Here is a 24565-nt window from a genome sequence, read left to right as displayed (position 1 = left end):
ATTATCTCGAAATAGTTTTATGTTTCTTTTCCTACCTAACAAGCTTTTAAATTTTAATGAAAGCCAAATGCAAAAAACTATAATCGGTATAATGTAAATTATTCTCATAGATCAGTCTTCAAAAAAGAAATGTTGTTACTCCTTTAAAATTATATCAATATCAAATCCAAGATTACTATTTTTAGAAAGAATTTCCTTTTTAAAGACTCCTTTCCATGCAAATGAAACAAGAGTAATTATTGACTCTAAAAATAGAATGAAAATTGCTAAGCCATAAAATATTGCTGATGAAACAAGCGTCCTTTCTCTGTTTACTTTTTCTTTTATCTCCTGTTTAGTGGCTTTGTTCATTTGAATAAAGCTGCGCACTAGCAATTGTTTTTTATTATAAAAGAGTATTGAAGCTTGATTATATATAAGGGCCAAAGTTTTCGGCGCACATTGCTCCTAATCTCGCACCAAGGTTTACTGCTTTATTTGCTTCCCAGCCTGCGGCTAGGCCTGCTGTAACTCCTGCAGCAAAGCAATCTCCACATCCATAAGAATCAATCGTTGGCTTTCTTGAATTAAATGCTTTGTATTTTCCTCCAGGTATGACTTCTCCACCTTTAATTCCTTCTGTTCTTATAATTGTTTTTGGCCTAGGATTTATTTCATCTAATGGAATCTGCTCATCTTTGTCAAGCTTGCTTCCTAATAGGCTATCAAGCTGTACATTTGCCTTTTTTAATGCTTGAAGGCCAACTCGTGGGGTTGCTGTAATTACCTTTGCTTTTCGGCAATGTTTAATTGTTATTGAATCTGTAGCTGTAATAAAAATACCGTCAAAATCTTTCAACATAGACCATTCAAGATCGTCTTCCGAGTTTGGCTGAAGCCTTTCTCCAATTACTGTAATTGTCCTTTCGCCATCATCATCGATAAAGCTAATGCCTTTCCTTGTAGGCTTATCTCTCCAAGCGATATGTAGACTAAGACCAAATTTTTCTAAAATCTTTGCACTCTTAAGACCTTCCTCATCGCGTCCTAGAGCCGTAAAAAAGTGAACTTTATTAGTTGTCAGTTTTGACATTTGAACTGCAGCAACACCTCCTCCTCCAGCGGGTAGGACTGTAAATTTATTTGCATGATTTATTTCGCCTGGTTTCGCTAATGCTTTTACGCCAACAAATGTAACTAATTCTATATGGCCTATAACAGCAAGATTTAGCTTTGGTACGTTATGAATTTCTTTTATTAGATCAATATCCATTTATTTTTTATTGTTTTTACCCTTTATAATACATAACGTTTAAACTTTTTATAAATACAATGCTTTTTAAGCGCTATTTTTTATGTTCGATTTATTTGTTACTCGCGGTTTTGGGTGCAATCTTAACTATGCAAGCTAATATCGATTACATCAATACTTACGGACCTGGCTTTGATGTACTACATTTTATCCGGCTAGCTAATATAAACCCTGCAGCAAGTTCTTTGTCTAGAGATTTACTAATAGGATCGAGTGCGATTGTTGTATGGATGTTTTCTGAGTCAAAAAGGTTGGAGATAAAATATTTTTGGGTTGTTATTATTTCAACTTTTCTTATTGCATTTGCATTTTCTGCACCACTATTTCTTTTTTTAAGAGAACTTCGCTTAATCGAAGATCAAAAATATAATTAAATACTAAAAGATAATTATAGTTTGCTTTATGCTCTAATAACTCTGATTTTACTTATTAATGGTAACGCAAAAATGCAAAGGATACTTGTAATTAACCATAGTAATAGTGCGTTTCCATTAGTGTCAATTAAAAGACCAGCCAACCAAGGTGCAAAAATAGCACTAAGCCCAAAGCACTGTGAGTATATTGCCATACTTAAACCCCTATAATTTATTGGTGATATTTGAACAATGACTTCTGTCGCTGTTGGTAGAAATGAAGCTAAACCAATTGAGATTGGTACTAATCCAATTGCTGCAATTATTAAACCTCCTTTGAATATATTTGATAAGCCAAGTAACAAGCAACCTATGGAAAAATTTAATAAACTTATATATAAGCCAAAACGAATATTCCTCTTTGTAAGCCAATTACCTATAGGCCATTGAATTAATAATAATAGTGTTAATTGAATTGCTATTATACCCCCTATAAAACTTTCATTTATAGCAGCTCTTTTAATTCCTCCAAGTACAAGATCAATAGGTAGAGCACTTTGCAGTAAAGACAGTATTCCTGTTGAGAGAAGACTTAAAGTTAGTATTGGGAATAATTTTGGTACAAAATATCTGTACTCTTGAAGCTTATTTGTAAAATAAAGCACGAAGCCTCTATTGCTATCTTTTAACCCTTCAGAAACTGCAGATGAATCCTGGAGCCTATTGTCCATTAATAAATATATAAAACTAAACATGCATGCTATTTCAACACAGTAAATGAATCTAATGAAGTCTGCAGAGGCGGCTAAGGATCCTATTAGTGCTCCAGCGCTTATACCAAATGCATCAGCACTCCTGACTAATGCAAAACCTTTACTTGATTGAAAATCTCCGCATGTGATAGGTACAGCTAATTCAATAGAGGGCCAATATATTCCAGCAGCGGCTCCTAGAAATATCTCGCCGATTAGATACTGACGATAAGTTCCTGCAGTTAGAAGTAGCAAGTCTGCAATTATTGCTGTAATAGCAGCCGTTTTTAAAGGAGTTGCATATTTGCCTCCTTTATCAAGAAAAAGACCTGTTGTTAATCTTGTAATAGTTCCTGCAAAGGCAGCTGCTGTAAGGCCACTTCCGATTTGTGTTGCTGAAAAAGCAAGATTATTAAAAACCAATGGAGTTAAATAAAGGACACCACCAGCTCCAACTGAAGCAAAAAAGCGACCTCTAGTAAGTAGGCGTAATTTTTGGGGAAACTGGTTCCACCACGATGTGAGATTTAACGTTGTCTTCAAGACGTTCATTAATAAGAATAATTGCGATAGCTGCTTTAACCAACTTTTTTATTTCTGCATCTCGTATCAGCCCTTTGTTTGCAGCAGAAAGAATTGAATTCCATTTTGAAGACTTAACCTTGCCGATTTCTATAAAGGAACTTTCTGATTGGAGTAGAGATGTTGATCTAAATGCAAAACCTATTCTTTTAAACAATGAGACTAAGTCAGACTTATCTGCGTGGTTAAACATGCTTGGCTTTGATAGTCGTTCGGCTTTATCTAAATTTCTTCAAGTACCTCTTGTTAAAGATAAAAGCATGGCTAGGCAATTATTGAGAAGTTGGGTGGGAAGGAAACTCTTAGATGAAGTAAGTGATTTAATTCGATTGGACGAAGATAGATCAGGTACCAAGGTTTTTAATACATTGGAATCTTTGCTTGACCAACAGGGGGAAGTCTCAACTTTAGATCTCTTAAAAGAACTACCAGCGGAGGTAATACATTTTGATTTAAATGAATGGGTTCAAGTTGCTACTAGTTGGCGAGATGAACTAAAAGGCCAGCAGAAACTATTAACTGATCTAAGATCTTTAACCTCTAATACTTCTAATTCAACCAATAATGATTTGTCTTTCAAATATGAAAAAGATCAATCTGCTGGAGAGTTAAAGGAATCTCTTTATGAATTAGTTCAATTAACTACTTCGCATCGATCTGAACTTTTAAATGTTGAAGTTTGGAACCCTCTAGCAAGAGAAGTGCCTAGGAATACATGGATTGTTTTAATGCCAGGCTTGGGGGGTGATCAGAATCATTTTCGTTGGCTTGCGCGAAGTCTTAGTCACCAAGGATGGCCTGTAGTTGTTTTGGACCATCCAGGTAGTGATTCTGAAGCCCTTAACCTTCTTGTTGATGGAAGTTTGCCAGCACCAAGTGCAGCAGAAGTATTTTCTTATCGGCTAAAGGATTTACAGGTTGTTCTTAAAGCAAGGGAGGATGGGGAAATTTCTATACCCGGTGAAAAAGTTGTTTTACTAGGTCATTCATTGGGAGCATTGACAGCATTTCTTGCTTCTGGCGCAATGCCTCAGGAAGGCTTAGCTGAAAGATGCCAAAAGGCTTTATCTAATTTATCTCTTACTAACCTTTCAAGACTTATGCAATGTCAATTGATAGATATTCCATTGCAAAAGGACCTCGACATCAAGCAATTGCATGCAATAGTTGGCATTAATAGTTTCGGGAGCTTGCTTTGGCCAGATCGCTCTTCTTTAACTTCAAATGTTCCTGTTTTATTAACCGGTGGTACTTTTGATTTGATTACACCAGCATTAAGTGAACAACTTGGTCTTTTACTTTCTATTCAACCTAACTCTTTCAATAGAGTTTTAGTTATTGAGGGGGCCAGTCATTTTTCTCCTATTAGAGTTAAAGATCAAACTGATAATTCAAGAGGAGAAGATCTGTTTCAGTTAGGAGAAGGATTAGTTGGTTCATATCCTTTATCTGTTCAAGGTTTGCTATCTTCTCAGGTAATACGCTTTTTAGATTCTTTAGAACAAAAGAAGAAATTACCTGTGTCAATTAATGGGAGCACAGTTAATTTAAAATATCATTTATTAGATTATTCTAATGTGGAAAATATAGTAAATAATTAATAGCTAACTCTTGGATCTAGTAAGGCAATAAGTAGATCAACAACTACACCAACTGTTACTACTAGCATAGAGATTACAACAATAATTCCCTGCACAATTGGGTAGTCTCTTTGGCTTATAGCCTCTTGTAGTCGAAGAGCAATACCTGGCCAGGAAAATGTTATTTCTATGAGAAGAGCTCCTCCTATTAGAGAGGCAACTGTTAGCCCTGTAATTGTCAGGACTGGTAGTAAAGCATTTGGAAGTGCATGTGAAAAAATAATTTGATTTTTATTTATTCCTCTAGTCCTGGCTGCCTCTATATGACCAGTTAATAATGATTTTTCCATATTGACTCTTAGTGATCTGCTGAAAATTCCACTTAATAAAAAGCCTAATGTAAAAGATGGAAGAAATAGATGCCTTAAAGTTCCTATTAGTGCGGGGAAATTAAAAGATAACAAACTGTCTATTACTAAAAAACCTGTTATTTCTGGTGGTGGTTGAATAAGAGGAAACCGCCCTCCAACTGGAAACCAACCTAAGATCACAGCAAAAAATAATTGAATAAGCATTGCTGCCCAAAAAGGAGGTAATGCATATGTTCCAATTCCATATAGGCGCCCTGCGAAGTCAGTTTTACCATTAGGTTTTAATATGCCAGCAAAGCCAATTGAAAAGCCAATTACGGTTGCAAAAATAAGGGCAGCAAAGGCTAATTCAATGCTTGCAGGTAAAGCCTTTGAAATGATCTCAGAAACGGCTTCTTGAGTATTTAAAGAAAAACCTAGATCCCCATGAACAAGGTCATTAATAAATTTCAAATATTGATTTAGTAATGGTTGATTTAATCCAAGTTTCATTCGCATTGCTTCTCTTGCAGCCTCATCAGCTCGATTGCCAAGAATTGCATCTACAGGATCTCCAGGGGCAATCCTTAGAAGAAGAAAAACTAACGTTGAGATAAGCCATAGCATTAGAGGTGCTAAGGCTAATCTGGTCATTGAGTAGTTAAATAGAGCCCGCGCTCTGTTCATTTCCTTTTCTCTTTTTGTAGTTGGTTTAAAAGTAATCTTCCACTCCCATCAAATTTTGGCTTTAAAAAATTTGTTTGTGCCCAGGCTCTTGGTTTCTCTAGCCAAATTGGCAAAATAGCCCCTCCTTTAGATGCAAGCAATTCGATATCACTAAGTTTTTTGTCTCTTTTATTACCAGTAAGAATTTCAGTTTGATCTAGAGCTTTTTGTATTTCGTTGGAAGCCCAGAAAGTTCCACCAAAAACAGCTTCACCTTCTTTACATATTGAGTCGGAAATTTTTTTACAATCTAATAGAGGAGATAAATAAGCATGTGGGTCTGGATATTCTCCGGTCCAACCAAGAATTACTGCATTATAACTTCCTTCTGAAAGTTGCTTGTAAACAGTGGTTGACTCAACTCCATTTAATTTAAGTTCAATACAATCTGAAAAGTCTCTTTTTATTTGCGATTGCCATGTCAATGCCAGGAGTTTGTCTGCAGGTACATTAGATCGAAAAGTTAAAGGAATATTGAGAATATTTTGATTACAAAAACCAGCTTTTTCATATAATTTCCTGGCTTTTATTGGGTTATAAATAGGCCACTTTGATTGTTTTTCTTTTTGCAAGACAGGAGGAACAATTGATCTTAAAGGTTCTCTTAGGCCATAGCTTACCTGTTTGGAAATAAGATCTCTATTAATACTATAAGAAAGAGCTTGTCTTATAAGTTTTTGATTTAGAGGTGGTGAGTTGGATTTAAAGGCTATATATTCAATCTGCATGGCAGGTCCTACACCTTCTATGATCTTTCCTTTCTTTGAAAGTTTGTGAAGTGCTAGTCGATGACCATCTTCTAATGAATTAGAAAGAAGTACATCAATTTGACCAGTTTTCATTGCACTAAATAATGATATAGAGCTCGTATAGCTTATAAAATCAATTCCTTTGTTTGTTGGTTTTCCATCCCAATAACCTTTAAAAGGTATTAATCTTTGCCTCTCCGGACTAAAACTATCAAGCTTATATGGGCCAGTACCAATGAATTGCTTGTTCAAGAACTTATCTTGGTAATTCTTATATGCTGTTGGTGAAATTGGTGTTAAATTTATAGAGGTAAGTAAACCTTTAATAGAGCTAGACTGCCTTGAAAGTTTTATACGAATTAAGAAAGGGTTGGGTGTCTCAATATCAACTATTCTTCCTCCTATGATGTAATTTAATGTACCTATATCCATAAAACGTCTAATGCTAAAGGCCATCGCTTCAGAATTGAAACTAGTCCCATCATGAAAAAGAACATTTTCCCTAAGAGGGATAGAAACTGTCAGACCATCTTTGCTGATATAAGGCTGATCACTAGCAAGCCTTGGCTCAAGAACACCTTCGTCATTAATTCTATAAAGCGGATCTCCTAATGCGCTAAGAAGCTGTATAGCAAGTAACTTATTAGCTTGTGCGGGGTCTAATGATTCGATTTTACCCTTGCTTGCAACAATTACTCGATCCGAATCTCTAGTTGGTCCACATGAGATTTGACTGAATGCCAGAAGAGAAGTTGCTATTAGGATTGTTAATTGAAAAAAACCTTTTGGTTTAGTTTGAAATAGAAAATTATTCAAAGCTGTTTTTAATCAAGTATATTCTGATCAATTTTTCTAAGGTAATGCAATTTGTTGAATTGATATTTCAAATACAGGAGAGCCTTTTGGCAAAAGAGGCCATTGTCTTACCCAACATTTTTCGTGCTCGTTATCTATGCCAATAATTTGAAACAAGTTCTTGTCATCGACAAGGTGAACACAGTCTCCCTGATGTAAAACACTATCATTAAGTGAACTTGCATGCGCAATTCTATTTTTTCTTAAGTTCATGGATTTCTTAAGAATTAAAGATAAGTGGGGTTTGAATTCATAAGGATCAATTCCCTATATACACAATTACCAATTCTTTGATGGAAATGCCATGTTTGACTTTGTTTAAAGACAACTCATGTGAGCAGCTATTTTTTTGACTTCTAAAAGGTTTTCTATCTCAGTAATAGCTTCTTTTATAAGACCTTTATTAACTTGATGAGTTATCACTACAATTTCAGCATCAGTATCATTCGAATCAAATTGAACAATTGATTGTATGGAGACTTTTTTCTTGCCAAAAATTTGTCCTATTTGGCCAATTACCCCAGGAGTGTCTTTTGTGATTAGACGCAAATAATTCTTCTGAAAGATTTCCGTCGGCTTTGCTAAATGACATTTTCTCCAACTAAAAGCTGATAAGAGTGGATCTAGAGAGTTGCTTACTTCTCCCATTACTTTTATGCCTGCAATATTGAGAATGTCAGCCACCACGGCAGATGCTGTTGGACCAGAACCTGCCCCTGGTCCGTAGAACATCACTTCACCAATTGGATCACCTTCTACGAAAATGGCATTATTTACTCCATTGACTCCAGCTAAGGGATGCTCTTTGAGTATAAGTGTTGGCTCCACTCTTACTGCTAATGCTAATGATTCATCATTCGCTTTTTGCACTTGAAGACTTTCAGCAACTGCAATAAGTTTCACCTCATAGCCCAGTTGATTTGCATAATTTACATCTATGTTTTGCAGATCACTTATACCTTTTGTAGGTATAAGTGATCTATTGATATGACCGCCAAATGCAAGCCCACTTAATATAGATATTTTGTCTGCAGCATCAAGACCTTCAACATCAGCCATAGGATCTGCTTCGGCATAACCCAGCTCCTGAGCTTCTTTTAATAACTCTTGGTAATTAGCTCCTTCTTTTGCCATTCTGGTAAGAATGTAGTTTGTAGTTCCATTGATAATTCCACTTACTTTCTTTATTTTGTTCCCCCCTAATGATTGTTTTAAAGGCTCAATTATAGGAATGCCACCTCCAACTGCAGCTTCAATAAGTACATAAACACCGGCTGAATTTGCTGCTGCTGCTATCTCTTCGCCATGTCTTGCGATAACTGCTTTGTTAGCTGTTACAACAGACTTGCCTGATTTAATAGCACTTAAAATTAATGTTCGAGAAGGCTCAATACCCCCCATGACTTCTACTACAACGTCTATTTCAGGATCCTGAACTATTTCCAAAGGATCTTCAGTTATTAATTCATTAGGTATTGAGATTGATCTACTTTTCCTTTTGTCCCTAACAGCAATTTTAGACAATTTAATTTTGGATACTAAAGGATGTCGACCGTCTGGCGAATTTATTATCTTTGCCACTCCTGTCCCTACAGTGCCTAGTCCTATTAGCCCAACACAAATATGTTTTTTCATGAGATTGGTACCGGCTTTACTATTGTTGACTCTATGAACTAATAGCGTTTATTTATAAAAATAATTTGGCTTGAGAACTCATTTTAAGAAAGATATTTAAGAAACCATTCGCTCTTGAGGGGGTAAGGCTTGCTTTCAAGCCAGTTGCCTCTATGAATTCAGGGTTTATAGAAACTGCTTCTTTAGGTGTCAGATCTGTCAAACCTTTTATAAGTAATGCAAGCATCCCTTTTGTTATTAGGGCATCAGAATATCCTTTCCATATCAATTTTTGATTATGAAGTTCCCCTTGTACATATACTTGCGAAATACAACCTTTCACTTTTATTGAATCTTTCAAAGAGTTTTCTGGAAGCAAAGGAAGTTTTTTTGCTAGCCATAGGAGATATTCGTATTTCTTGCGAGGGTCAGAGGTTGATCTAAGTTTGGAAACCAATTTGTCAAGTTCTTTGCTCCCAAAGCTTTGTGCAAAATTTTCTTCAAGGTTCCCAGCCATAAAATTTTTGGCCATGAGTAATTACTATTAGCTTAACTTTTTTTATTCACCTCTCTTATTTCAAAGCAGCCTTCTTCTGTTATCCAACCATCAAAAGGTATATCCCACTGGTCAACAGGTAATGCCTGCTTGGAAACACAGGCTTCAGGGAGGACTACTAAGGATTTAACAGCTCTCCATGGCGCTTTACTTCGTAGCCTGTCAAAATAACCTCCTCCATAGCCTAATCTATGACCACTTTGATCAATAGCCAGTGCTGGTACAAGTAATAGATCAAGTTTGGAAGGAGGAAGAATTGGCTCGCTAATTGGTGCAGGGATTCCTAATAAGTCATCCTCTAATGGATTTTCTCTCCACAGATGATATGTAATCTCGTTAAGGATTTTGCTTGCTGGTAAAGCTAAAAATAACTTTGCTGACCCTTTAAGCTTGGTAAGATTTACTTCTCCACTTAATGGCCAATATATCCCTATACAAAGATTTTTCTTCTTGATTAGTAGCTGATTTAATTTTCTTTTAACTTGATTATAGATTAGATTTTCCTTAACATTAACGACCTCTTTCCTAATTCCTTGATATTTCTTTCTTGCGATAGATTTATTTTTTTTTGAGTTCATTATTTCTTCTTAAATAATTTTATAAGTTTGTAATTGAATATAAATAAACTTAATCATTAAAGTCCCCATAATTGTAAAAAGCTGTCAAAGCGATTGCTAGTGCATCTGCTGCATCATCTGGCTTTGGAGGTTTTTTTAATTCCAGCTCTCTTATTACAGATGCAACTACTTCATCTTTTTTTGCATGACCAAAACCAGTCACTGCAAGTTTGATTTGCATTGGTGGAAACTCTAAAACTGGAATATTAAAACGTGCAAGTGTCATCATTATTACCCCTCTTGCTTGTAAAACACTAATTGTTGCACTCGAACGATAAAAAAAGAATTTTTCAACAGAAGCCAATGAGGGTTCCCATTTTCTTATTATGTAACGGAGATCTCGTGCTATCTCAATCATTCTATCTCCATCTGATTGATCTTTATTGGTTTTAATTATGCCGCAATCAATTATTTCTTTGCTTTTTTCTTTGCAATTTATTAGTCCATAGCCGACTTTCGCTAAGCCAGGGTCTATTCCAAGGATTAACAATTTTTTAGTCCGATGATGCTAATTCAAAATCAGTCAGATTGTCTTCATCACTTCTATCAAATATCTTGCAAAATGCTTTGATAACACGGTCGCCTGAATCGATTTGTTCTAGTGGGTCTTTCCTGAGACGGTGTCTTAATGAACAGGAAACAACTCTAGCAACATCTTCTTCAGTAACTTCACTACGACCTTCAAACGCTGCAAGAGCTCTAGCTGCTCTATTAGAAACAATATCTCCACGTAGACCGTCTACATCTAGCTCTCCGCAAACAGCAGAAATTTTCAAACGAAGGTCTTCATCAATACTGACATTTTGGAGTCTTCCTTGAGCCTCAATCACTTTCTTTTGCAGTGAATCTTGCTTTTCTTTTACTGAAGATATAAATCCATTGGGATTATCATCAAATGATGTCCTTTGATCAACAACTTTCACACGAAGCTCTGCATCCCTAACTGTACGCACCTCAACGCTCATGCCAAATCTATCTAAAAGTTGAGGTCTCAACTCTCCCTCTTCTGGGTTCCCTGAACCTATTAATACAAATCTTGCGGGATGTCTTACTGAAACACCTTCTCTCTCAACTGTATTCCACCCTGAAGCCGCAGAGTCTAGCAAGACATCAACTAGGTGATCATCAAGCAAGTTAACTTCGTCAACGTATAAAAGTCCCCTATTGGCTTTGGCTAGAAGGCCTGGTTCAAAGGCCCTTACTCCTTCGGATAAGGCTTTTTCGATATCTATTGTTCCGCAGAGGCGGTCTTCAGTCGCACCAAGTGGGAGATCAATCATTGGCACTTGCTTCCCTTCTGTGGTCAGCTCTCCCCCTTGTTCTAAAAGTTGTTGAACCTCTGTACTTTGCAAGTCAGGATCCTCAGGAGAACTGTTATAGGGATCTCCTTGTACAACGTCTATATCTGGAAGAAGATCTGCAAGTGCTCGAATGGTGGTTGATTTACCCGTTCCTCTATCTCCCATAATCATTACCCCTCCTATTCGAGGGTCAATTATGTTCAGAAGAAGTGCCAACTTCATTTCTTCTTGACCAATAACTGCTGCGAAGGGGAATACCCTGCGGTTCCTAGTTGAACTCACTGATTAATAGTTTTTCCTGTTTTGGATTGTTTCATAGGCAGGTTACCTGAGTCTTGCTTAACTCTTAAAAAGCTTTATAAAGCAATGTTTATTGAAAACTTTAAGATGTTTCTGATCCCTATTGCTTACCTAATTATTCTCGTGCGGTCTTGATGTGATTAATGATTTCAGCAGACAAATCTCGAATAAGTGTTGCAGATCGAGGGTCATTAAAAGGACCTTTAACGATGAAAGCGCTAGTTGCTCTAGATGTATCAGGCATTTCTATTAAGCCTGCATCTGCATAAGAAATCCCTATATCACCAGTCTTGTTGTAGACCCTGTAACCATTTATTAATAGATTGTAATCTGTATTGCCAGGCGATTGACCAAGACCAATTAACAAACCATCAGGTAGCAAGCTGTTGGTTTTGGATGTGCTTAGGATTTCTCGAAAGAGGTCTCTTGATTTTAAGCTCAGGAAATTAGTTGAGTCTGCTATTTGAAATACCTGGCAGAGATCTTTTGCACTAGTTCTATTCGTTCCGTTTAAATCTGGCAACATGTTTTTTATATGTGTTTGATTAAGACCAAGTTCAATAAAACGCTTGTTAAGTATTTCAATACCACCTATACGGTCAATTAAAAGATTAGTAGCTGTATTGTCGCTTACTCTTATCATTTCAGTTGCGATTTCGTGAATAGGGAACTTTTGTCCAATCCTTTGATATCTCATCCATCCAGATCCAGAAGCTATCAAATCTCTTTTAAGTTCTATAAGTTCATCCCAAGAAAGTAATTTATTGTCGAGCATTTCTAAGGCTATTAAAAGTATTGGGACTTTTATAGAGCTTGCTGCTGGTAAACTATTTTCAGCATTTAATTGAGCGTATCTTCCATCTTCAAAGTTTAAATAAGCACTTACTTGGAGATCTATCTTTTCATCTGAAAGCTTTTTCCATTTGTTACTTAAAATAATTAACTCTTTACGTTGTTTGTAATTCCCCAATCCATTTAGGTTTGAAATAATCCCTATTTTTTTTCTGCTATTACTTTCAGCTATCGCTTTTCTTTGGTTTATATTAAAAACTTTGCTTGTTGGAGTAATTGTTCTAAAGATAGAGCCAAAAATTACTCCTAATCCTATCCCCATTAAAAATAGGTTTATAAAATTTCTTATCAACTTGCTAGAATTATTAATTTCTAGATTGGTTTTTTTAATCAATTAAAGTTCGCGCTAACTCATTGTTGGAATTTTAATATTAAAAAGTTTACTTATCAATAAACCATTTAGCTTGTCGTAAAATTCCTCTTATTAGTGCAATTTCTTCTTCTCTTATCTCAGCTCTTTGAAACATTGCTTGTATTTTTGATATCCGCGATTTTGCAGTGTGATTTTGTAAAAAACCTATTTCAAGAAGAAGTGACTCAGCCTGAATTAAGCAATCATTGATTTGTTTAGGTGTAGATGGATTATTTATTTTCTCTTTGATTGATTGGGTGGGTTTGTTTATGCATCTAGTTAAATCATTCAAGATAATTGCAACTGCGTGGGAAATATTGAGAGATGGATATTGTTGTGACGAAGGAAGAGTGATTACTTTTTGAGCTAATTGAAGTTCCTGATTGGTAAGTCCACGGTCTTCCCTGCCAAAAACTATTGCTACAGGTTTTAAGCAGAAACCTTCTATAAGCCAATCCAATGAAGATTCAGATGAATGTAATGGAATATCTCCATGATCTTTGCGACCACATGTTGCAATTATTCGCACACAGTCATCAATTGCATCTAACAAAGTTGAGTAAACTTTTGCATTTTTTAGGATGTCGATGCCCTTTAAAGCCATCTTCCGTGCATTTACATCTAGTGGTTGACATCTTGGAGAGACAAGTCTTAGCTCTTCAATCTCATAGTTTTTGCAAAGCCTAGCCACACTTCCTAAATTTATTTCTCCAGCTGGCTCTACAAGGATAAGCTTGATGTTTTGCTTGTTTACTTTCAAGGTTAATTTAACGAATGTAGGTAGGAGAGCAGATCTGCCATTGATTCTGGCTCCATTTCAAATCTTGGCATTGGCGGGGTAAGACCTTTAATTACTTGATTGACAATCCTCTTGTCACTTAATTGGCTTGTTACTCCATGCAAGTCAGGTCCCACTAGACCCTGAGCTGAGATGCCATGACAGCCAGCACAATTAATTCGAAAAAGCCTCCTTCCTTGTTCTGGTGAACCATTTAGCTGCAATGATTCTTTAGTGTAAGGATCTATATTTGCCGTAAAAATAAAAGATAAAAAGATTATCAAGCACGAAATCGCGCTTACAGCCAATAAAAGTAGCAGCCCCTTGTTGGGGCTTTCATCATCTTCTATACCAATTGGTGAAGTGCTTTTCACGAAAGGTTCACTATCATGAAAGAATTGTGTATAACATTATCTTTTATTATTACTGGAAAATGATTGAACCGCTTCTTTGTGGAATTGTTTTAGGTCTTGTTCCAATAACCATAATAGGTTTATTTGTTAGTGCATGGAATCAGTATCGACGTGAAAGTCCTCTACCTGATTGGGAGTGAGGAAGATTAAAGAGGTTTTCCCATAGGTCCTTCTGTCTGCGATTTTCCACTTAGACAAATTATCTATACTTAACTCATTGGCGCATTCGCAAATTACTAACGAATCTTTTTTTAACCAATTACCATCAATTAAATTTTTCAGTACAGGGGAGTAAATATTACTTTGATAAGGAGGGTCAAAATAGACTAGATCAAATTTTCTATTTGCTTTATCTATATGAGAAAGATATCTTTTCTCCTGGTGTTCATAACCTTTTTTTAGCCATTTAACTACATCATCATTTATTAATTCAAAACTTTTTTCTCTACTAATAATTTGGGATACATGTTTTAGGTTTTCTTTGCAGACTTTGGATACCAATCTATTTATCTCAACTGCAATAACAATTGAAGCACCTTTTTGCAATGCTTCGCATCCCATCACTCCACTACCACTACATAAATCTAACCAATTAGAATTTAAAACTTTTCTACCAATAATGTTCATTACAGCTTCTCTTACTAATGATGTTGTTGGTCTAGTACCATTAAAAGATGGGCTTTTTATTTTAAGACCACTAATAAGCTTCATACTACTTTTCTGGTTGAATTAACCTTTCTCATTCACCCACTTTAACCAAGAATCTAGTAAACTCTTTCCTGCAATACCAGATTTTTCTGGATGAAATTGGCAAGCTCCTATATTATCCCTCCAAACAATTGCAGTTATATCTTCTCCTCCAAAACTTACTGTTGCGGCAAGATCTTCTGCTAGTGGAATTGCCGAGTATGAATGTACAAAGTACATCCATTTTGAATTACTTTGTTCTTCTAGTAAAGGACATTGTTTTTTTTGCTTGAGAGGCGACCAACCCATATGAGGTATCCTTTCAGGTTGATTTTTTGGCAAAGAAGATACATGGCCCTTTAGGAGACCCAGCCCAGATAAATTTCCTTCATCACTACTTTCAAACATTAATTGTAAGCCTAAACATATTCCGAGAAGAGGTTTTTTGCTTTGCACCCATGTTTTAATTTCAGGTATTAGATTGGTTTTTCGTAGATTTTCCATTGCTGGATCAAAAGAACCAACTCCTGGAAGGATTAGAGCCTTGCAATTAGTTAAATCTTTAGGACTTTTTATTAACTTAGTGGTTTGCTTGAGTCGTCTTAAGGATTGTTGAACAGAGTAAAGATTACCCATTCCATAATCTATTAGACCAATATTTATGTTCACTTAACAAGGTTAATTTGATTCATTAAAAAGCTTTTTAGATTCAAAGATGCTTTGAAAGAGTCCCTGACAGTGTTGCTTTTGGAACGGCACCAACAACTGTATCGACTTTCTGCCCACCTTTGAAAATCATTAACGTAGGAATACTTCGTATTCCGTATTGACTAGCAACATTTGGGTTCTCATCAGTATTTAATTTGCAAACTTTGATTTTACCTTCAAAATCTTTGGATATTTCATCAACTATAGGAGATACCATCCTGCATGGTCCACACCAAGGAGCCCAAAAATCAACCAGAACAGGCACATCACTCTGAAGTACCTCCTGCTCAAATGATGAATCAGTTACTGCTGCAGCGCTTGACATACCTTTGAAGACTATTTAACAGGATTTAATTATTTTATTTTGCCGAATAAAATCAATTCTGCCATAAGTTCGTTTTGATATAGGTCCTCAAATCTTTCATGAGTCAACTATAGCAGTCAATTTGAGGAGATTCTAATGCTTTACCTTTCAAGTTATTGCTTCAATAAACGAAACTAATTTTCATTTTTCAACCTTATGGCCAAATTTATTTGCCCATACCCAATTGCTGTGCTTTTTGATATACCTTGCCTTCTGTAAGTAGTGATGGAGCTATAACGATTTCTACCTTTTGCATTTCTTTAATATTTTTTGCTCCTAGTGTTCCCATGGAAGTTTTTAGAGCTCCTAAAAGATTTTGAGTTCCATCATCAAGACTTGCAGGTCCGCGTAAGATTTTTTCTAGACTGCCAGTAGAACCAACGTTAATGCGAGTACCTCTTGGGAGTACAGGACTCGGTGTTGCCATCCCCCAATGGAAGCCTCTTCCAGGAGCTTCGTTGGCTCTTGCAATAGGGGATCCAATCATCACCCCATCAGCTCCGCAAGCAATGCATTTACAAATATCACCTCCGGTAACAATTCCCCCGTCTGCAATTATTGGAATATATTCCCCAGTTTCTTTCATGTGCTCATTTCTTGCTGAGGAACAATCTGCAATTGCTGTGGCTTGAGGGGTGCCAATTCCAAGAACCCCTCTTGAAGTACATGCTGCTCCCGGCCCAATTCCTACTAAGATTCCTTTAGCACCAGCCTTCATAAGATTTAAAGCTACGTCATGGGTTACGCAGTTCCCTACCAGTACAGGAATAGGCAAGCTTTGACAAAGTTTAGAAATATCAAGACTCTTTCGCTCTGACGGTCCAATATGTTCGGTAGATACAACAGTTGCTTGCAGGAAAAACATGTCAGCACCAGCACTGACTATCGTTTCCTTATATTTTATAGCGGCTTGAGGTGTTGCGCTTATAGCTGCAATGCCTCCATGAGATTTAATTTCATTAATCCTTTGAGTTATTAACTTCTCTTGTATAGGTTTGCTATATATCTCCTGCATAAGTGGTACAAATTCCGTTTTAGCAACAGATGTGATTCGATTTATGACTTCTTTGGGGTTTTCGTATCTGGTTTGAATCCCCTCAAGATTAAGTACACCTAAAGCACCTAATTTTGAAAGAGCAATTGCCATACCTACATCGACTACTCCATCCATAGCGCTGGCAATTATTGGAATTTCTAATTCTTTGCCTCCTATATTTAAAGAGGTATCAGTTATATCAGGATCAACAGTTCTTCCTCCTGGTACAAGGGCTATTTCGTCGATACCAAATGCTCGACGAACAAACTTTGAGTGGCCGAGTTGAATATTCAAATCAGAATTTAATAAATTTTGGACAAGTTACCAAACGATTAGGGTAATTAAGATTTTGGTTGTTAATAACAGATGTTTTTTAATTAGGACCATTTTTATCTAAAACGGATTGCTTACCCAAGGTTTGTGAGTGCATCAACAATTTTTAAAATAATTTCCTCTCTAAGCCCCTTTTTTGGTCTTTCATAGTGCTTTTAAGCACGTATCTCTGTCAATTGATCTTGTTTCGAGATAACCTAAAGCTTGGTAGAACACTCCTTCATGGCTGATTCTTCGGAACCCAATAGCGGTGTTCCTGGCGAATTCGAAGATCGGATAATCCAGACAGATCTGCGCAATGAAATGTCGCGTTCCTATTTGGAATATGCGATGAGCGTAATTGTTGGCAGGGCTTTGCCTGATGCAAGAGATGGCCTCAAGCCAGTGCATAGAAGAATTCTTTATGCAATGTATGAATTGGGGTTAACTAGTGAGAGACCTTATAGAAAATGTGCTCGTGTAGTAGGTGAAGTTTTAGGTAAGTATCATCCCCATGGAGATACTGCTGTTTACGACGCATTAGTAAGAATGGCTCAGGACTTCTCTATGAGAATGCCTTTGGTTGATGGACATGGAAATTTTGGTTCTATAGATAATGACCCGCCTGCAGCAATGAGGTATACAGAATCTAGACTTCAATCACTTACTCAAGATAGTCTTCTTGAAGATATAGAGTCAGAAACTGTTGATTTTATAGATAATTTTGATGGTTCACAGCAGGAACCAACTGTTTTACCTGCTCGAGTACCACAGCTTCTATTAAATGGGTCTTCTGGGATAGCGGTTGGTATGGCAACTAATATTCCACCTCATAATCTTGGCGAGTTGATTAATGGCTTAATGGCTTTAATCTCGAACCCTGAAATAACGGAGAAAGAAATTTTTAAAATCATTCAAGGCCCTGACTTCCCTACAGGAGGGCAAATTCTTGGAAGGAATGGAATCAAGGAAACTTATTTAAACGGACGAGGATCTATAACGATGAGAGGAGTTGCTGATATAGAAACAATAGAACTTCCAGGTCGCCCTGATAGAGATGCGGTGATCATCACTCAATTGCCTTATCAGACAAATAAAGCAGCCTTAATTGAAAGAATTGCTGATATGGTTAACGATAAGAAGTTGGAAGGTATTTCCGATATAAGAGACGAAAGTGATAGAGATGGAATGCGTATTGTTGTTGAGCTCAGGAGAGATTCATACCCTCAAGTAGTTTTAAATAATCTTTTCAAGCTTACTCCTCTTCAGTCAAATTTTAGTGCCAATATGCTGGCCCTTGTTAATGGTGAACCTGTCACATTGTCTATCTTGAAGATGTTGCAAGTTTTCCTTGACTTTAGAGTAGAAACTATTCAAAGGAGAACAAATTATTTATTGAGAAAAGCTGAGGAAAGGAACCACCTCTTACTTGGTTTATTATTGGCTTTAGATCAATTAGATCCAATAATTGCTCTAATTAGAGCAGCCTCTGACACTTCAGTAGCAAAGAGTCAGCTTCAGGAATTACATGGTTTAACTGATGTGCAGGCAGACGCAATCCTACAGATGCAGTTAAGGAGACTTACTGCATTAGAAGCAGATAAAATACGCTTAGAACATCAAGATCTTCTTGTAAAAATAGCTGACTTTAAAGATATTTTGGCTAATAAATCAAGAGTTTTTGATATTATTGAAGATGAATTATCTAAACTAAAAGAAAAATACAATACACCAAGAAGAACTGAGATTCTAGATTTAGGTGGAGGTATAGAAGATATTGATCTTATTGCTAATGAACGTTCTGTTGTTCTATTAACTGAAACAGGTTATTTAAAAAGAATGCCTGTAAATGAGTTTGAAGCTACTAGTCGAGGAACTAGAGGTAAATCTGGTACTAGAAGTCAAGGAGAAGAAGAAGTTAAGCTGTTTATTAGTTGTAATGACCATGATAATCTTCTCCTCTTTAGTGATAGAGGAGTTGCATATACTTTGCCTGCTTATAGAGTTCCACAATCAAGTCGATCTGCTAAGGGAACCCCAGTAGTTCAGTTATTGCCTATCCCAAGAGAAGAAGCTATTACCTCATTACTCTCTGTATCCTCTTTTGATGATGATAATCATCTCTTAATGCTTACAAAAGGGGGATATATTAAAAGAACGTCAGTTTCAGCTTTTAGTAAAATCAGGGCAAATGGATTGATAGCCATAAGTCTTGAAGAAGGAGATGCGTTGACATGGGTGAGGTTGGCAGCTTCTGGGGATAGTGTTTTGATTGGTTCAAAAGCAGCTATGACGATTCATTTTCGGTTGGATAATAATGAATTAAGGCCTTTAGGAAGAACAGCTAGGGGGGTTAGATCAATGAATTTAAGGGATGGGGATTCATTAGTAAGTATGGATGTCTTGCCAAGAGAGTTGGCCGATAGAATTGCTGGAAGTGATGGTGAAGATTCAGAAGTAGATCTAGAAGAAGAAAGTATTTCCAATGGTCCTTGGGTTTTGGTCGCATCTGCTGATGGTTTAGGGAAGCGAGTGCCTGTTACGCAATTTAGGCTTCAAAAACGTGCAGGAATGGGCTTGAGGGCAATGAAATTTAGAAAGCAGAGTGATTCCTTAGTTGGATTGAAAGTCTTGGGAGAAGGGGAAGAGTTGCTTTTAGTTACTGAAAAAGGTGTCATTGTAAGAACTAGTGCTGATAAAATTTCCCAACAATCCAGAGCTGCAACAGGGGTTAGACTTCAGCGCCTTGATACTGGAGATCACCTTGCTGAAGTTGTTCTAGTTCCACCTCAACAATCGATCCAAGAGCAAGGCGAAGATTCACTTTCAGAATCTGAATGTGCGGCCGATGACATTACATCAGTAGAAAAAAATTGAGAGATTGTTCAGATGTTTTGGTTATGGGGGCTGGGCCTGCAGCCCTTTCCATTGCTTCTGAGCTAGTTCAGAAAGGTTTGAAGGTAAGTGCACTTGCATCTCACTCGCCAGAAAAACCATGGACTAATACTTATGGGATCTGGGCAGAAGAACTAGAAGCTCTAGATATGGCCTCATTACTTGGGAGTCGCTGGAAAAATACTGTTAGCTATTTTGGTGATGGAGTTAGCAAAGATGGGAAAAAACCAGTTGTACATAATTTCGATTATGGATTATTCGATCAGTCACTTTTTCAATCAAAGCTTTTAGAAAAATGTTCTGGCCTTAATTGGATTATTGAAACTGCAGAAAATATTCGGTATAGGGATCTGATAACTGAAGTTATTTGTACTTCAGGCAAAATTTATAGAGCAAGAGTAGTTATAGATGCAAGTGGCCATAGAAGTCCTTTTATAAAAAGACCAGATCAAGGGCAAGTTGCTCAACAAGCAGCTTATGGAGTTGTAGGAAGATTTAGTTCTCCACCAGTAGAAGATAATCAATTCGTGCTCATGGATTTTCGCCCTGATCATTTAACTAAAAATGATTTAAAAGAGCCACCTTCGTTTTTATATGCAATGGACTTTGGTGAAGGAATTTACTTTGTAGAGGAAACATCTTTAGCCTATTTCCCCCCTATTTCTTGGACTAAATTGAAAGAAAGATTGCTGTTAAGACTTTCTCATCGAGGAATAGTAATTGAAGAAACTATTCATGAGGAACATTGCTTATTCCCCATGAACTTATCATTGCCTTTTCTTAATCAGCCCCTATTGGGTTTTGGTGGTTCTGCAAGCATGGTTCACCCGGCTTCGGGCTATATGGTGGGAGCCCTTTTAAGGAGAGGACCAGCTTTGGCGGATGAGCTTTCTAGAGCTATTTCAATTAAGCCTGAATTGGATTCAGCAAATTTAGCCAAGAGGGGTTGGAATGTGCTTTGGTCCCGTGATCTTGTATTAAGACATCGACTTTACCAATTCGGTTTGCAACGCCTAATGAGTTTTGATGAAGATCTTTTGCGAAGTTTTTTTGCATCATTTTTTAAATTACCAAAAGAAGATTGGTCAGGGTTTTTAGCTAATACTCTTCGCCTACCCAGGTTAGTAGTTGTTATGGTGAGATTATATTTCATTTCACCTTTAAGAGTTAAATTAGGAATGCTTGGCTTGTTGAGAAAATAACTTGAATTTTTGAAAGTCAACACCAATCATTTGCTTGAATTAAGGGGAAAATAGAGTCTTCTTTTTCTAGTTTTAGAATATCTGATTCCTCTATAACCTTTTCAGTTTCTATGCACTCTATTAACTCCCAAAATCTACTTAAATGTCTATGAATCCTTTCTTTTGCAAGCTCTGTTGTTGTACCTGCTCTTAGAATAAAGCTCCAATCAGAAGATTGCGCAAGAAGTAGTTCGCGAGCAGCTTGTTGCAGCAACCTTAAATCAAATTTGCTTGAAACACCCTTTGAGCAAATGTTTACCATTGCTTTGCCAGCTTTGCTCCATTCGTTTACAACCCAATCATTACTTTCATTAAGCCAATATTTATGAAAGCCTCCTTGTCCCCAGCTAGATGGACATGGCTCACATAATTGTAAAACTGAGTTTTTTACTAGAAATTCCTTTAAAGTTGTAAATCTGACATTTTGTTTGGCTGCTTGCTTGAAAAGCTCTCCTATAAATAATGGGCCTTCAAACCACCAATGGCCAAAAAGTTCAGCATCGAATGGTGCCACTAATAATGCATTTACATTAGTTTCCTTGTTTATTTTCAATAGTTGATTCTTCCTTCCATTCAGATAGTCTTTTGCATCTTCTTTTATTTGTTTTAAAGCATCTATTGGTTCATACAACTTCTTGTCTTCCAGGGTTGAATGCACGCTAACTTTGTGAAGTTTTAAGCCAAGAGGTCTGGGATCTTGAATGCCAAATTCGTTTAATTGTTCTAAAGGCAAATCCCACCCTATGTCTCTATGGAATTCACGATATCTTTGGTTCCCTGGATAACCTTCTTTTGCCGACCAAACCGGAAGTGTTGAGTCACTATCGCGTCCAAAGAATGCGATTCCATTTTTAGTACAGATTGGTGCATAAACTCCATATCTTGGCCTTGGTTTTGCATGGAGTACTCCATGCCCATCTAATACTGAATAACGAAGTCCTGCTTCGCGTAATAAATTGTCAAGGCCTTCATAATATGCACATTCAGGAAGCCAAATGCCTTGGGGCATTTTCCCAAAAAAACGCGCATGTTCTCTGACTGCGGTTTTAAGTTGTCCTCTTACAGTCTCTGTATTTTCTCTTAGAATTGGTAGGTATCCGTGTGTTGCTGCGCACGTAAGAATATCAATAGCATTTAATCTTTCTAGCTCAATAAATCTTTTAATTAATTCTCCCTGGCATTTAAGCCAATTATCTAATTGATTGTTTATAACCTTTATTAGATGTTCCCCTGCTTGATTTTGTGCTTGGGCGTTTGTTCTTAAAATTTTTAATCTAAGTTTTATCCACTCAGGGAAGCGATTTTTTAGATCTTGGTCGTCGAGCAAGGAAAGCAGTGTTGGGGAAAGGGATATTGTTAGCTTAGGATTTTCATTTTTGTTGTAAAAGGATTTTTCTATTACCTCTAGTAAAGGTAAATAGCATTCCATTAGAGCCTGAAAGTACCAGTCTTCCTCTAAAGAACCTGGTTCTGCAGACCTTACATAGGGAAGGTGTGCATGAAGTATTAGAGCCAGGTTCCCTTTAATCAATTGCTTAAAACCTATTTGTATAATTTAGAATGGTTATCATCTAGTTAGAATAAAAGTATTATTGGAATTAAATAAGGTCATTTTCATTTCATGGCCAAAGATCCAGGAAGAGTTCTTATTTTTGATACCACCTTAAGAGATGGTGAGCAGTCCCCTGGTGCCAGTTTGAATTTAGAGGAGAAACTTGCTATAGCTCATCAACTGGCAAGATTGGGTGTTGATGTAATTGAAGCCGGCTTCCCATATGCCAGTCAAGGCGACTTTACTGCCGTTCAAAGGATAGCTGAGCAAGTAGGAGGAGAAGATGGACCTATTATTTGTGGTTTGGCTAGGGCATCTAAAGCAGATATAAAAGCTTGCGGTGAGTCTCTCGCCCCCGCACCTAATAAAAGGATTCATACTTTCATTGCAACTAGTGATATTCATCTAGAACATAAACTCAAGAAGCAACGTTCAGATGTACTGGATATAGTCCCTGAGATGGTTTCCTATGCAAGAACTTTCGCAGATGATGTGGAATTCTCATGTGAGGATGCAGCTAGGAGTGATCCTGAATTCCTTTACGAAGTTATTTTTAAAGCAATTTCTGCTGGTGCAGGGACTATAAATATTCCAGATACAGTTGGCTATACAACACCTGCAGAATTTGGAGACCTGATTAAAGGAATAAATAATAATGTAAGTAATATTGACGAGGCTGTCCTATCAGTTCATGGTCACAATGATTTAGGTCTTGCAGTCGCAAATTTTCTTGAAGCAGTAAAGAAAGGTGCTAGGCAGATGGAATGCACCATTAATGGAATAGGCGAAAGAGCAGGGAATGCTGCATTAGAAGAATTAGTTATGGCGTTGCATGTAAGGAGAAGCTACTACAATCCATTCTTTGGTAGAGATCCTGAAAGCCCTACGCCTCTTACCGCTGTTCGAACTGAGGAAATAACAAAAACCTCTCGCTTGGTTTCGAATTTAACTGGAATGGTAGTTCAACCAAACAAGGCCATTGTTGGGACTAATGCTTTTGCTCATGAATCTGGTATTCACCAAGATGGAGTGCTAAAGAATCGTCTTACTTATGAAATAATTGATGCTCGCACTGTTGGGCTTGCAGATAATAGAATCTCACTTGGTAAATTAAGTGGGCGGAGTGCTGTTAGAGCCAGGTTGGAAGAGTTGGGATATGACTTGACAAGAGAAGATTTAAATGAAGCTTTTGCAAGGTTCAAGGATTTGGCAGATCGTAAAAGGGAGATTACAGATAGGGACCTTGAAGCAATAGTCAGTGAACAAGTTATGCAACCTGAAAGTAGATTTCAAGTGAAGTTAGTTCAAGTTAGTTGTGGAACAGCTTTAAAACCAACTGCAACTGTCACCCTTGCTGATCAAGATGGAACTGATAAGACTACCTCTGCTATAGGTACAGGTCCAGTTGATGCTGTTTGCAAAGCTCTAGCAAGCTTGTCAGGGGAAAATAATGAGCTTATAGAATTTTCTGTGAAGTCAGTAACTGAAGGTATAGATGCATTGGGGGAGGTTACAATAAGGTTAAGGAAAAAAGGGAAAATTTTCTCAGGACATTCAGCTGATACGGACGTTGTAGTTGCAGCTGCACAAGCTTATGTTAATGCGCTTAATAGACTTGTTTCCTCAGAAGCAAAGAATTCTATTCATCCTCAATATGATGTAGTGAAAGCAAATCTTTAAAATCCGTTTGGTTTTTGAACAAATAGGGTATAAGCTTTTTGAGTGACGGTTAGGTAATCGAACATAATT

General features: G+C 36.9%; 25 protein-coding genes. 6 read left to right on the top strand and 19 right to left on the bottom strand.

The window, feature by feature from the left end; translation table 11 throughout:
• Positions 1 to 135: 135 nt before the first annotated feature.
• Positions 136 to 351 (bottom strand): hypothetical protein, encoded by a 216-nt coding sequence (locus O5635_RS02960; protein ID WP_036903610.1) that lies wholly within the window; start codon positions 349 to 351, stop codon positions 136 to 138.
• Positions 352 to 409: 58 nt separating this feature from the next.
• The gene (locus O5635_RS02955; RefSeq protein ID WP_052042966.1) at positions 410 to 1252 is read right to left on the bottom strand and encodes a PfkB family carbohydrate kinase; all 843 of its coding nucleotides are present in this window, start codon (positions 1250 to 1252) and stop codon (positions 410 to 412) included.
• Positions 1253 to 1311: 59 nt separating this feature from the next.
• Here O5635_RS02955 and O5635_RS02950 point away from each other — a divergent pair, with 59 nt between their 5' ends.
• Positions 1312 to 1665: a DUF2834 domain-containing protein gene (locus O5635_RS02950; protein WP_036902608.1), complete on the top strand. Its 354-nt coding sequence runs from the start codon at positions 1312 to 1314 to the stop codon at positions 1663 to 1665.
• Between the two features lie 26 nt (positions 1666 to 1691).
• Here O5635_RS02950 and O5635_RS02945 read toward each other — a convergent pair whose 3' ends face one another.
• Positions 1692 to 2948 carry an MFS transporter gene (locus O5635_RS02945; protein ID WP_036902610.1) on the bottom strand — a complete coding sequence of 419 codons (1257 nt, stop codon included), beginning with the start codon at positions 2946 to 2948 and terminating at the stop codon, positions 1692 to 1694.
• Between O5635_RS02945 and O5635_RS02940 the strand changes: the two genes are divergently transcribed.
• Complete coding sequence (locus O5635_RS02940; RefSeq protein WP_036902611.1) at positions 2930 to 4579, top strand: alpha/beta hydrolase; 1650 nt, start codon at positions 2930 to 2932, stop codon at positions 4577 to 4579. The genes O5635_RS02945 and O5635_RS02940 overlap by 19 nt on opposite strands.
• On the opposite strand, the gene O5635_RS02935 is transcribed toward O5635_RS02940, so the two are convergent.
• The 11 genes from O5635_RS02935 to O5635_RS02885 form a co-directional block, all read right to left on the bottom strand.
• Complete coding sequence (locus O5635_RS02935; RefSeq protein WP_269607914.1) at positions 4576 to 5595, bottom strand: ABC transporter permease; 1020 nt, start codon at positions 5593 to 5595, stop codon at positions 4576 to 4578. The two genes, O5635_RS02940 and O5635_RS02935, sit on opposite strands and share 4 nt — an antisense overlap.
• Positions 5592 to 7199 carry an ABC transporter substrate-binding protein gene (locus O5635_RS02930; protein WP_052042970.1) on the bottom strand — a complete coding sequence of 536 codons (1608 nt, stop codon included), beginning with the start codon at positions 7197 to 7199 and terminating at the stop codon, positions 5592 to 5594. The genes O5635_RS02935 and O5635_RS02930 overlap by 4 nt, the downstream gene beginning before the upstream one ends.
• A gap of 36 nt (positions 7200 to 7235) precedes the next feature.
• A complete protein-coding gene (locus O5635_RS02925; RefSeq protein ID WP_052042974.1) occupies positions 7236 to 7451 on the bottom strand; it encodes a hypothetical protein in 216 nt (71 codons plus the stop codon).
• Positions 7452 to 7556: 105 nt separating this feature from the next.
• Positions 7557 to 8873, bottom strand: coding sequence for a homoserine dehydrogenase (locus O5635_RS02920; protein WP_036902614.1), 1317 nt, complete (start codon positions 8871 to 8873; stop codon positions 7557 to 7559).
• 52 nt (positions 8874 to 8925) lie between these two features.
• Positions 8926 to 9384, bottom strand: coding sequence for a SufE family protein (locus O5635_RS02915; RefSeq protein WP_241462965.1), 459 nt, complete (start codon positions 9382 to 9384; stop codon positions 8926 to 8928).
• A gap of 17 nt (positions 9385 to 9401) precedes the next feature.
• Positions 9402 to 9986 (bottom strand): 5-formyltetrahydrofolate cyclo-ligase, encoded by a 585-nt coding sequence (locus tag O5635_RS02910; RefSeq protein WP_036902615.1) that lies wholly within the window; start codon positions 9984 to 9986, stop codon positions 9402 to 9404.
• A 49-nt stretch (positions 9987 to 10035) separates the two neighbouring features.
• Complete coding sequence (gene ruvC / locus O5635_RS02905; RefSeq protein WP_036902616.1) at positions 10036 to 10515, bottom strand: crossover junction endodeoxyribonuclease RuvC; 480 nt, start codon at positions 10513 to 10515, stop codon at positions 10036 to 10038.
• Between the two features lie 4 nt (positions 10516 to 10519).
• On the bottom strand, positions 10520 to 11608 hold the full coding sequence (gene bchI / locus O5635_RS02900; protein ID WP_036902617.1) for a magnesium chelatase ATPase subunit I: 1089 nt from the start codon (positions 11606 to 11608) through the stop codon (positions 10520 to 10522).
• 133 nt (positions 11609 to 11741) lie between these two features.
• Entirely contained in the window at positions 11742 to 12740 is a 999-nt protein-coding gene (locus O5635_RS02895; protein WP_081934294.1) for a serine hydrolase, read from the bottom strand.
• A gap of 118 nt (positions 12741 to 12858) precedes the next feature.
• A complete protein-coding gene (locus O5635_RS02890) occupies positions 12859 to 13590 on the bottom strand; it encodes an RNA methyltransferase (RefSeq protein WP_036902619.1) in 732 nt (243 codons plus the stop codon).
• Positions 13591 to 13592: 2 nt separating this feature from the next.
• A complete protein-coding gene (locus O5635_RS02885; RefSeq protein ID WP_036902620.1) occupies positions 13593 to 13982 on the bottom strand; it encodes a c-type cytochrome in 390 nt (129 codons plus the stop codon).
• A 59-nt stretch (positions 13983 to 14041) separates the two neighbouring features.
• Here O5635_RS02885 and petG point away from each other — a divergent pair, with 59 nt between their 5' ends.
• Complete coding sequence (gene petG / locus O5635_RS02880) at positions 14042 to 14161, top strand: cytochrome b6-f complex subunit V (protein ID WP_072013274.1); 120 nt, start codon at positions 14042 to 14044, stop codon at positions 14159 to 14161.
• Here the strand turns inward: petG and rsmD are convergent.
• From rsmD to O5635_RS02860, 4 genes are all read right to left on the bottom strand, one after another.
• Entirely contained in the window at positions 14109 to 14732 is a 624-nt protein-coding gene (rsmD, locus tag O5635_RS02875; RefSeq protein ID WP_036902622.1) for a 16S rRNA (guanine(966)-N(2))-methyltransferase RsmD, read from the bottom strand. The two genes, petG and rsmD, sit on opposite strands and share 53 nt — an antisense overlap.
• Before the next feature lie 18 nt (positions 14733 to 14750).
• On the bottom strand, positions 14751 to 15377 hold the full coding sequence (hisH, locus tag O5635_RS02870) for an imidazole glycerol phosphate synthase subunit HisH (RefSeq protein ID WP_036902623.1): 627 nt from the start codon (positions 15375 to 15377) through the stop codon (positions 14751 to 14753).
• 40 nt (positions 15378 to 15417) lie between these two features.
• Positions 15418 to 15741, bottom strand: coding sequence for a thioredoxin (trxA, locus tag O5635_RS02865; RefSeq protein WP_036902624.1), 324 nt, complete (start codon positions 15739 to 15741; stop codon positions 15418 to 15420).
• Between the two features lie 205 nt (positions 15742 to 15946).
• Positions 15947 to 17110 carry a GuaB3 family IMP dehydrogenase-related protein gene (locus O5635_RS02860; protein WP_036902626.1) on the bottom strand — a complete coding sequence of 388 codons (1164 nt, stop codon included), beginning with the start codon at positions 17108 to 17110 and terminating at the stop codon, positions 15947 to 15949.
• Between the two features lie 261 nt (positions 17111 to 17371).
• Between O5635_RS02860 and gyrA the strand changes: the two genes are divergently transcribed.
• Positions 17372 to 20005, top strand: coding sequence for a DNA gyrase subunit A (gyrA, locus tag O5635_RS02855; RefSeq protein WP_036902627.1), 2634 nt, complete (start codon positions 17372 to 17374; stop codon positions 20003 to 20005).
• Positions 20002 to 21225: a lycopene beta cyclase gene (gene crtL, locus O5635_RS02850; protein WP_342665531.1), complete on the top strand. Its 1224-nt coding sequence runs from the start codon at positions 20002 to 20004 to the stop codon at positions 21223 to 21225. Before gyrA ends, crtL begins: the two co-directional genes overlap by 4 nt.
• A gap of 16 nt (positions 21226 to 21241) precedes the next feature.
• Here crtL and O5635_RS02845 read toward each other — a convergent pair whose 3' ends face one another.
• Complete coding sequence (locus O5635_RS02845) at positions 21242 to 22795, bottom strand: glycoside hydrolase family 57 protein (RefSeq protein WP_036902628.1); 1554 nt, start codon at positions 22793 to 22795, stop codon at positions 21242 to 21244.
• 90 nt (positions 22796 to 22885) lie between these two features.
• Between O5635_RS02845 and O5635_RS02840 the strand changes: the two genes are divergently transcribed.
• Positions 22886 to 24496: a 2-isopropylmalate synthase gene (locus O5635_RS02840; RefSeq protein WP_036902629.1), complete on the top strand. Its 1611-nt coding sequence runs from the start codon at positions 22886 to 22888 to the stop codon at positions 24494 to 24496.
• The last annotated feature ends 69 nt before the right edge of the window (positions 24497 to 24565 follow it).

Origin of the sequence: Prochlorococcus marinus str. MIT 0919, from assembly GCF_027359375.1 — a bacterium.
GTDB lineage: Bacteria > Cyanobacteriota > Cyanobacteriia > PCC-6307 > Cyanobiaceae > Prochlorococcus_D.
The sequence above is the reverse complement of the archived record's forward strand: the minus strand, read 5'-3'. Positions and strand labels throughout refer to the sequence as shown.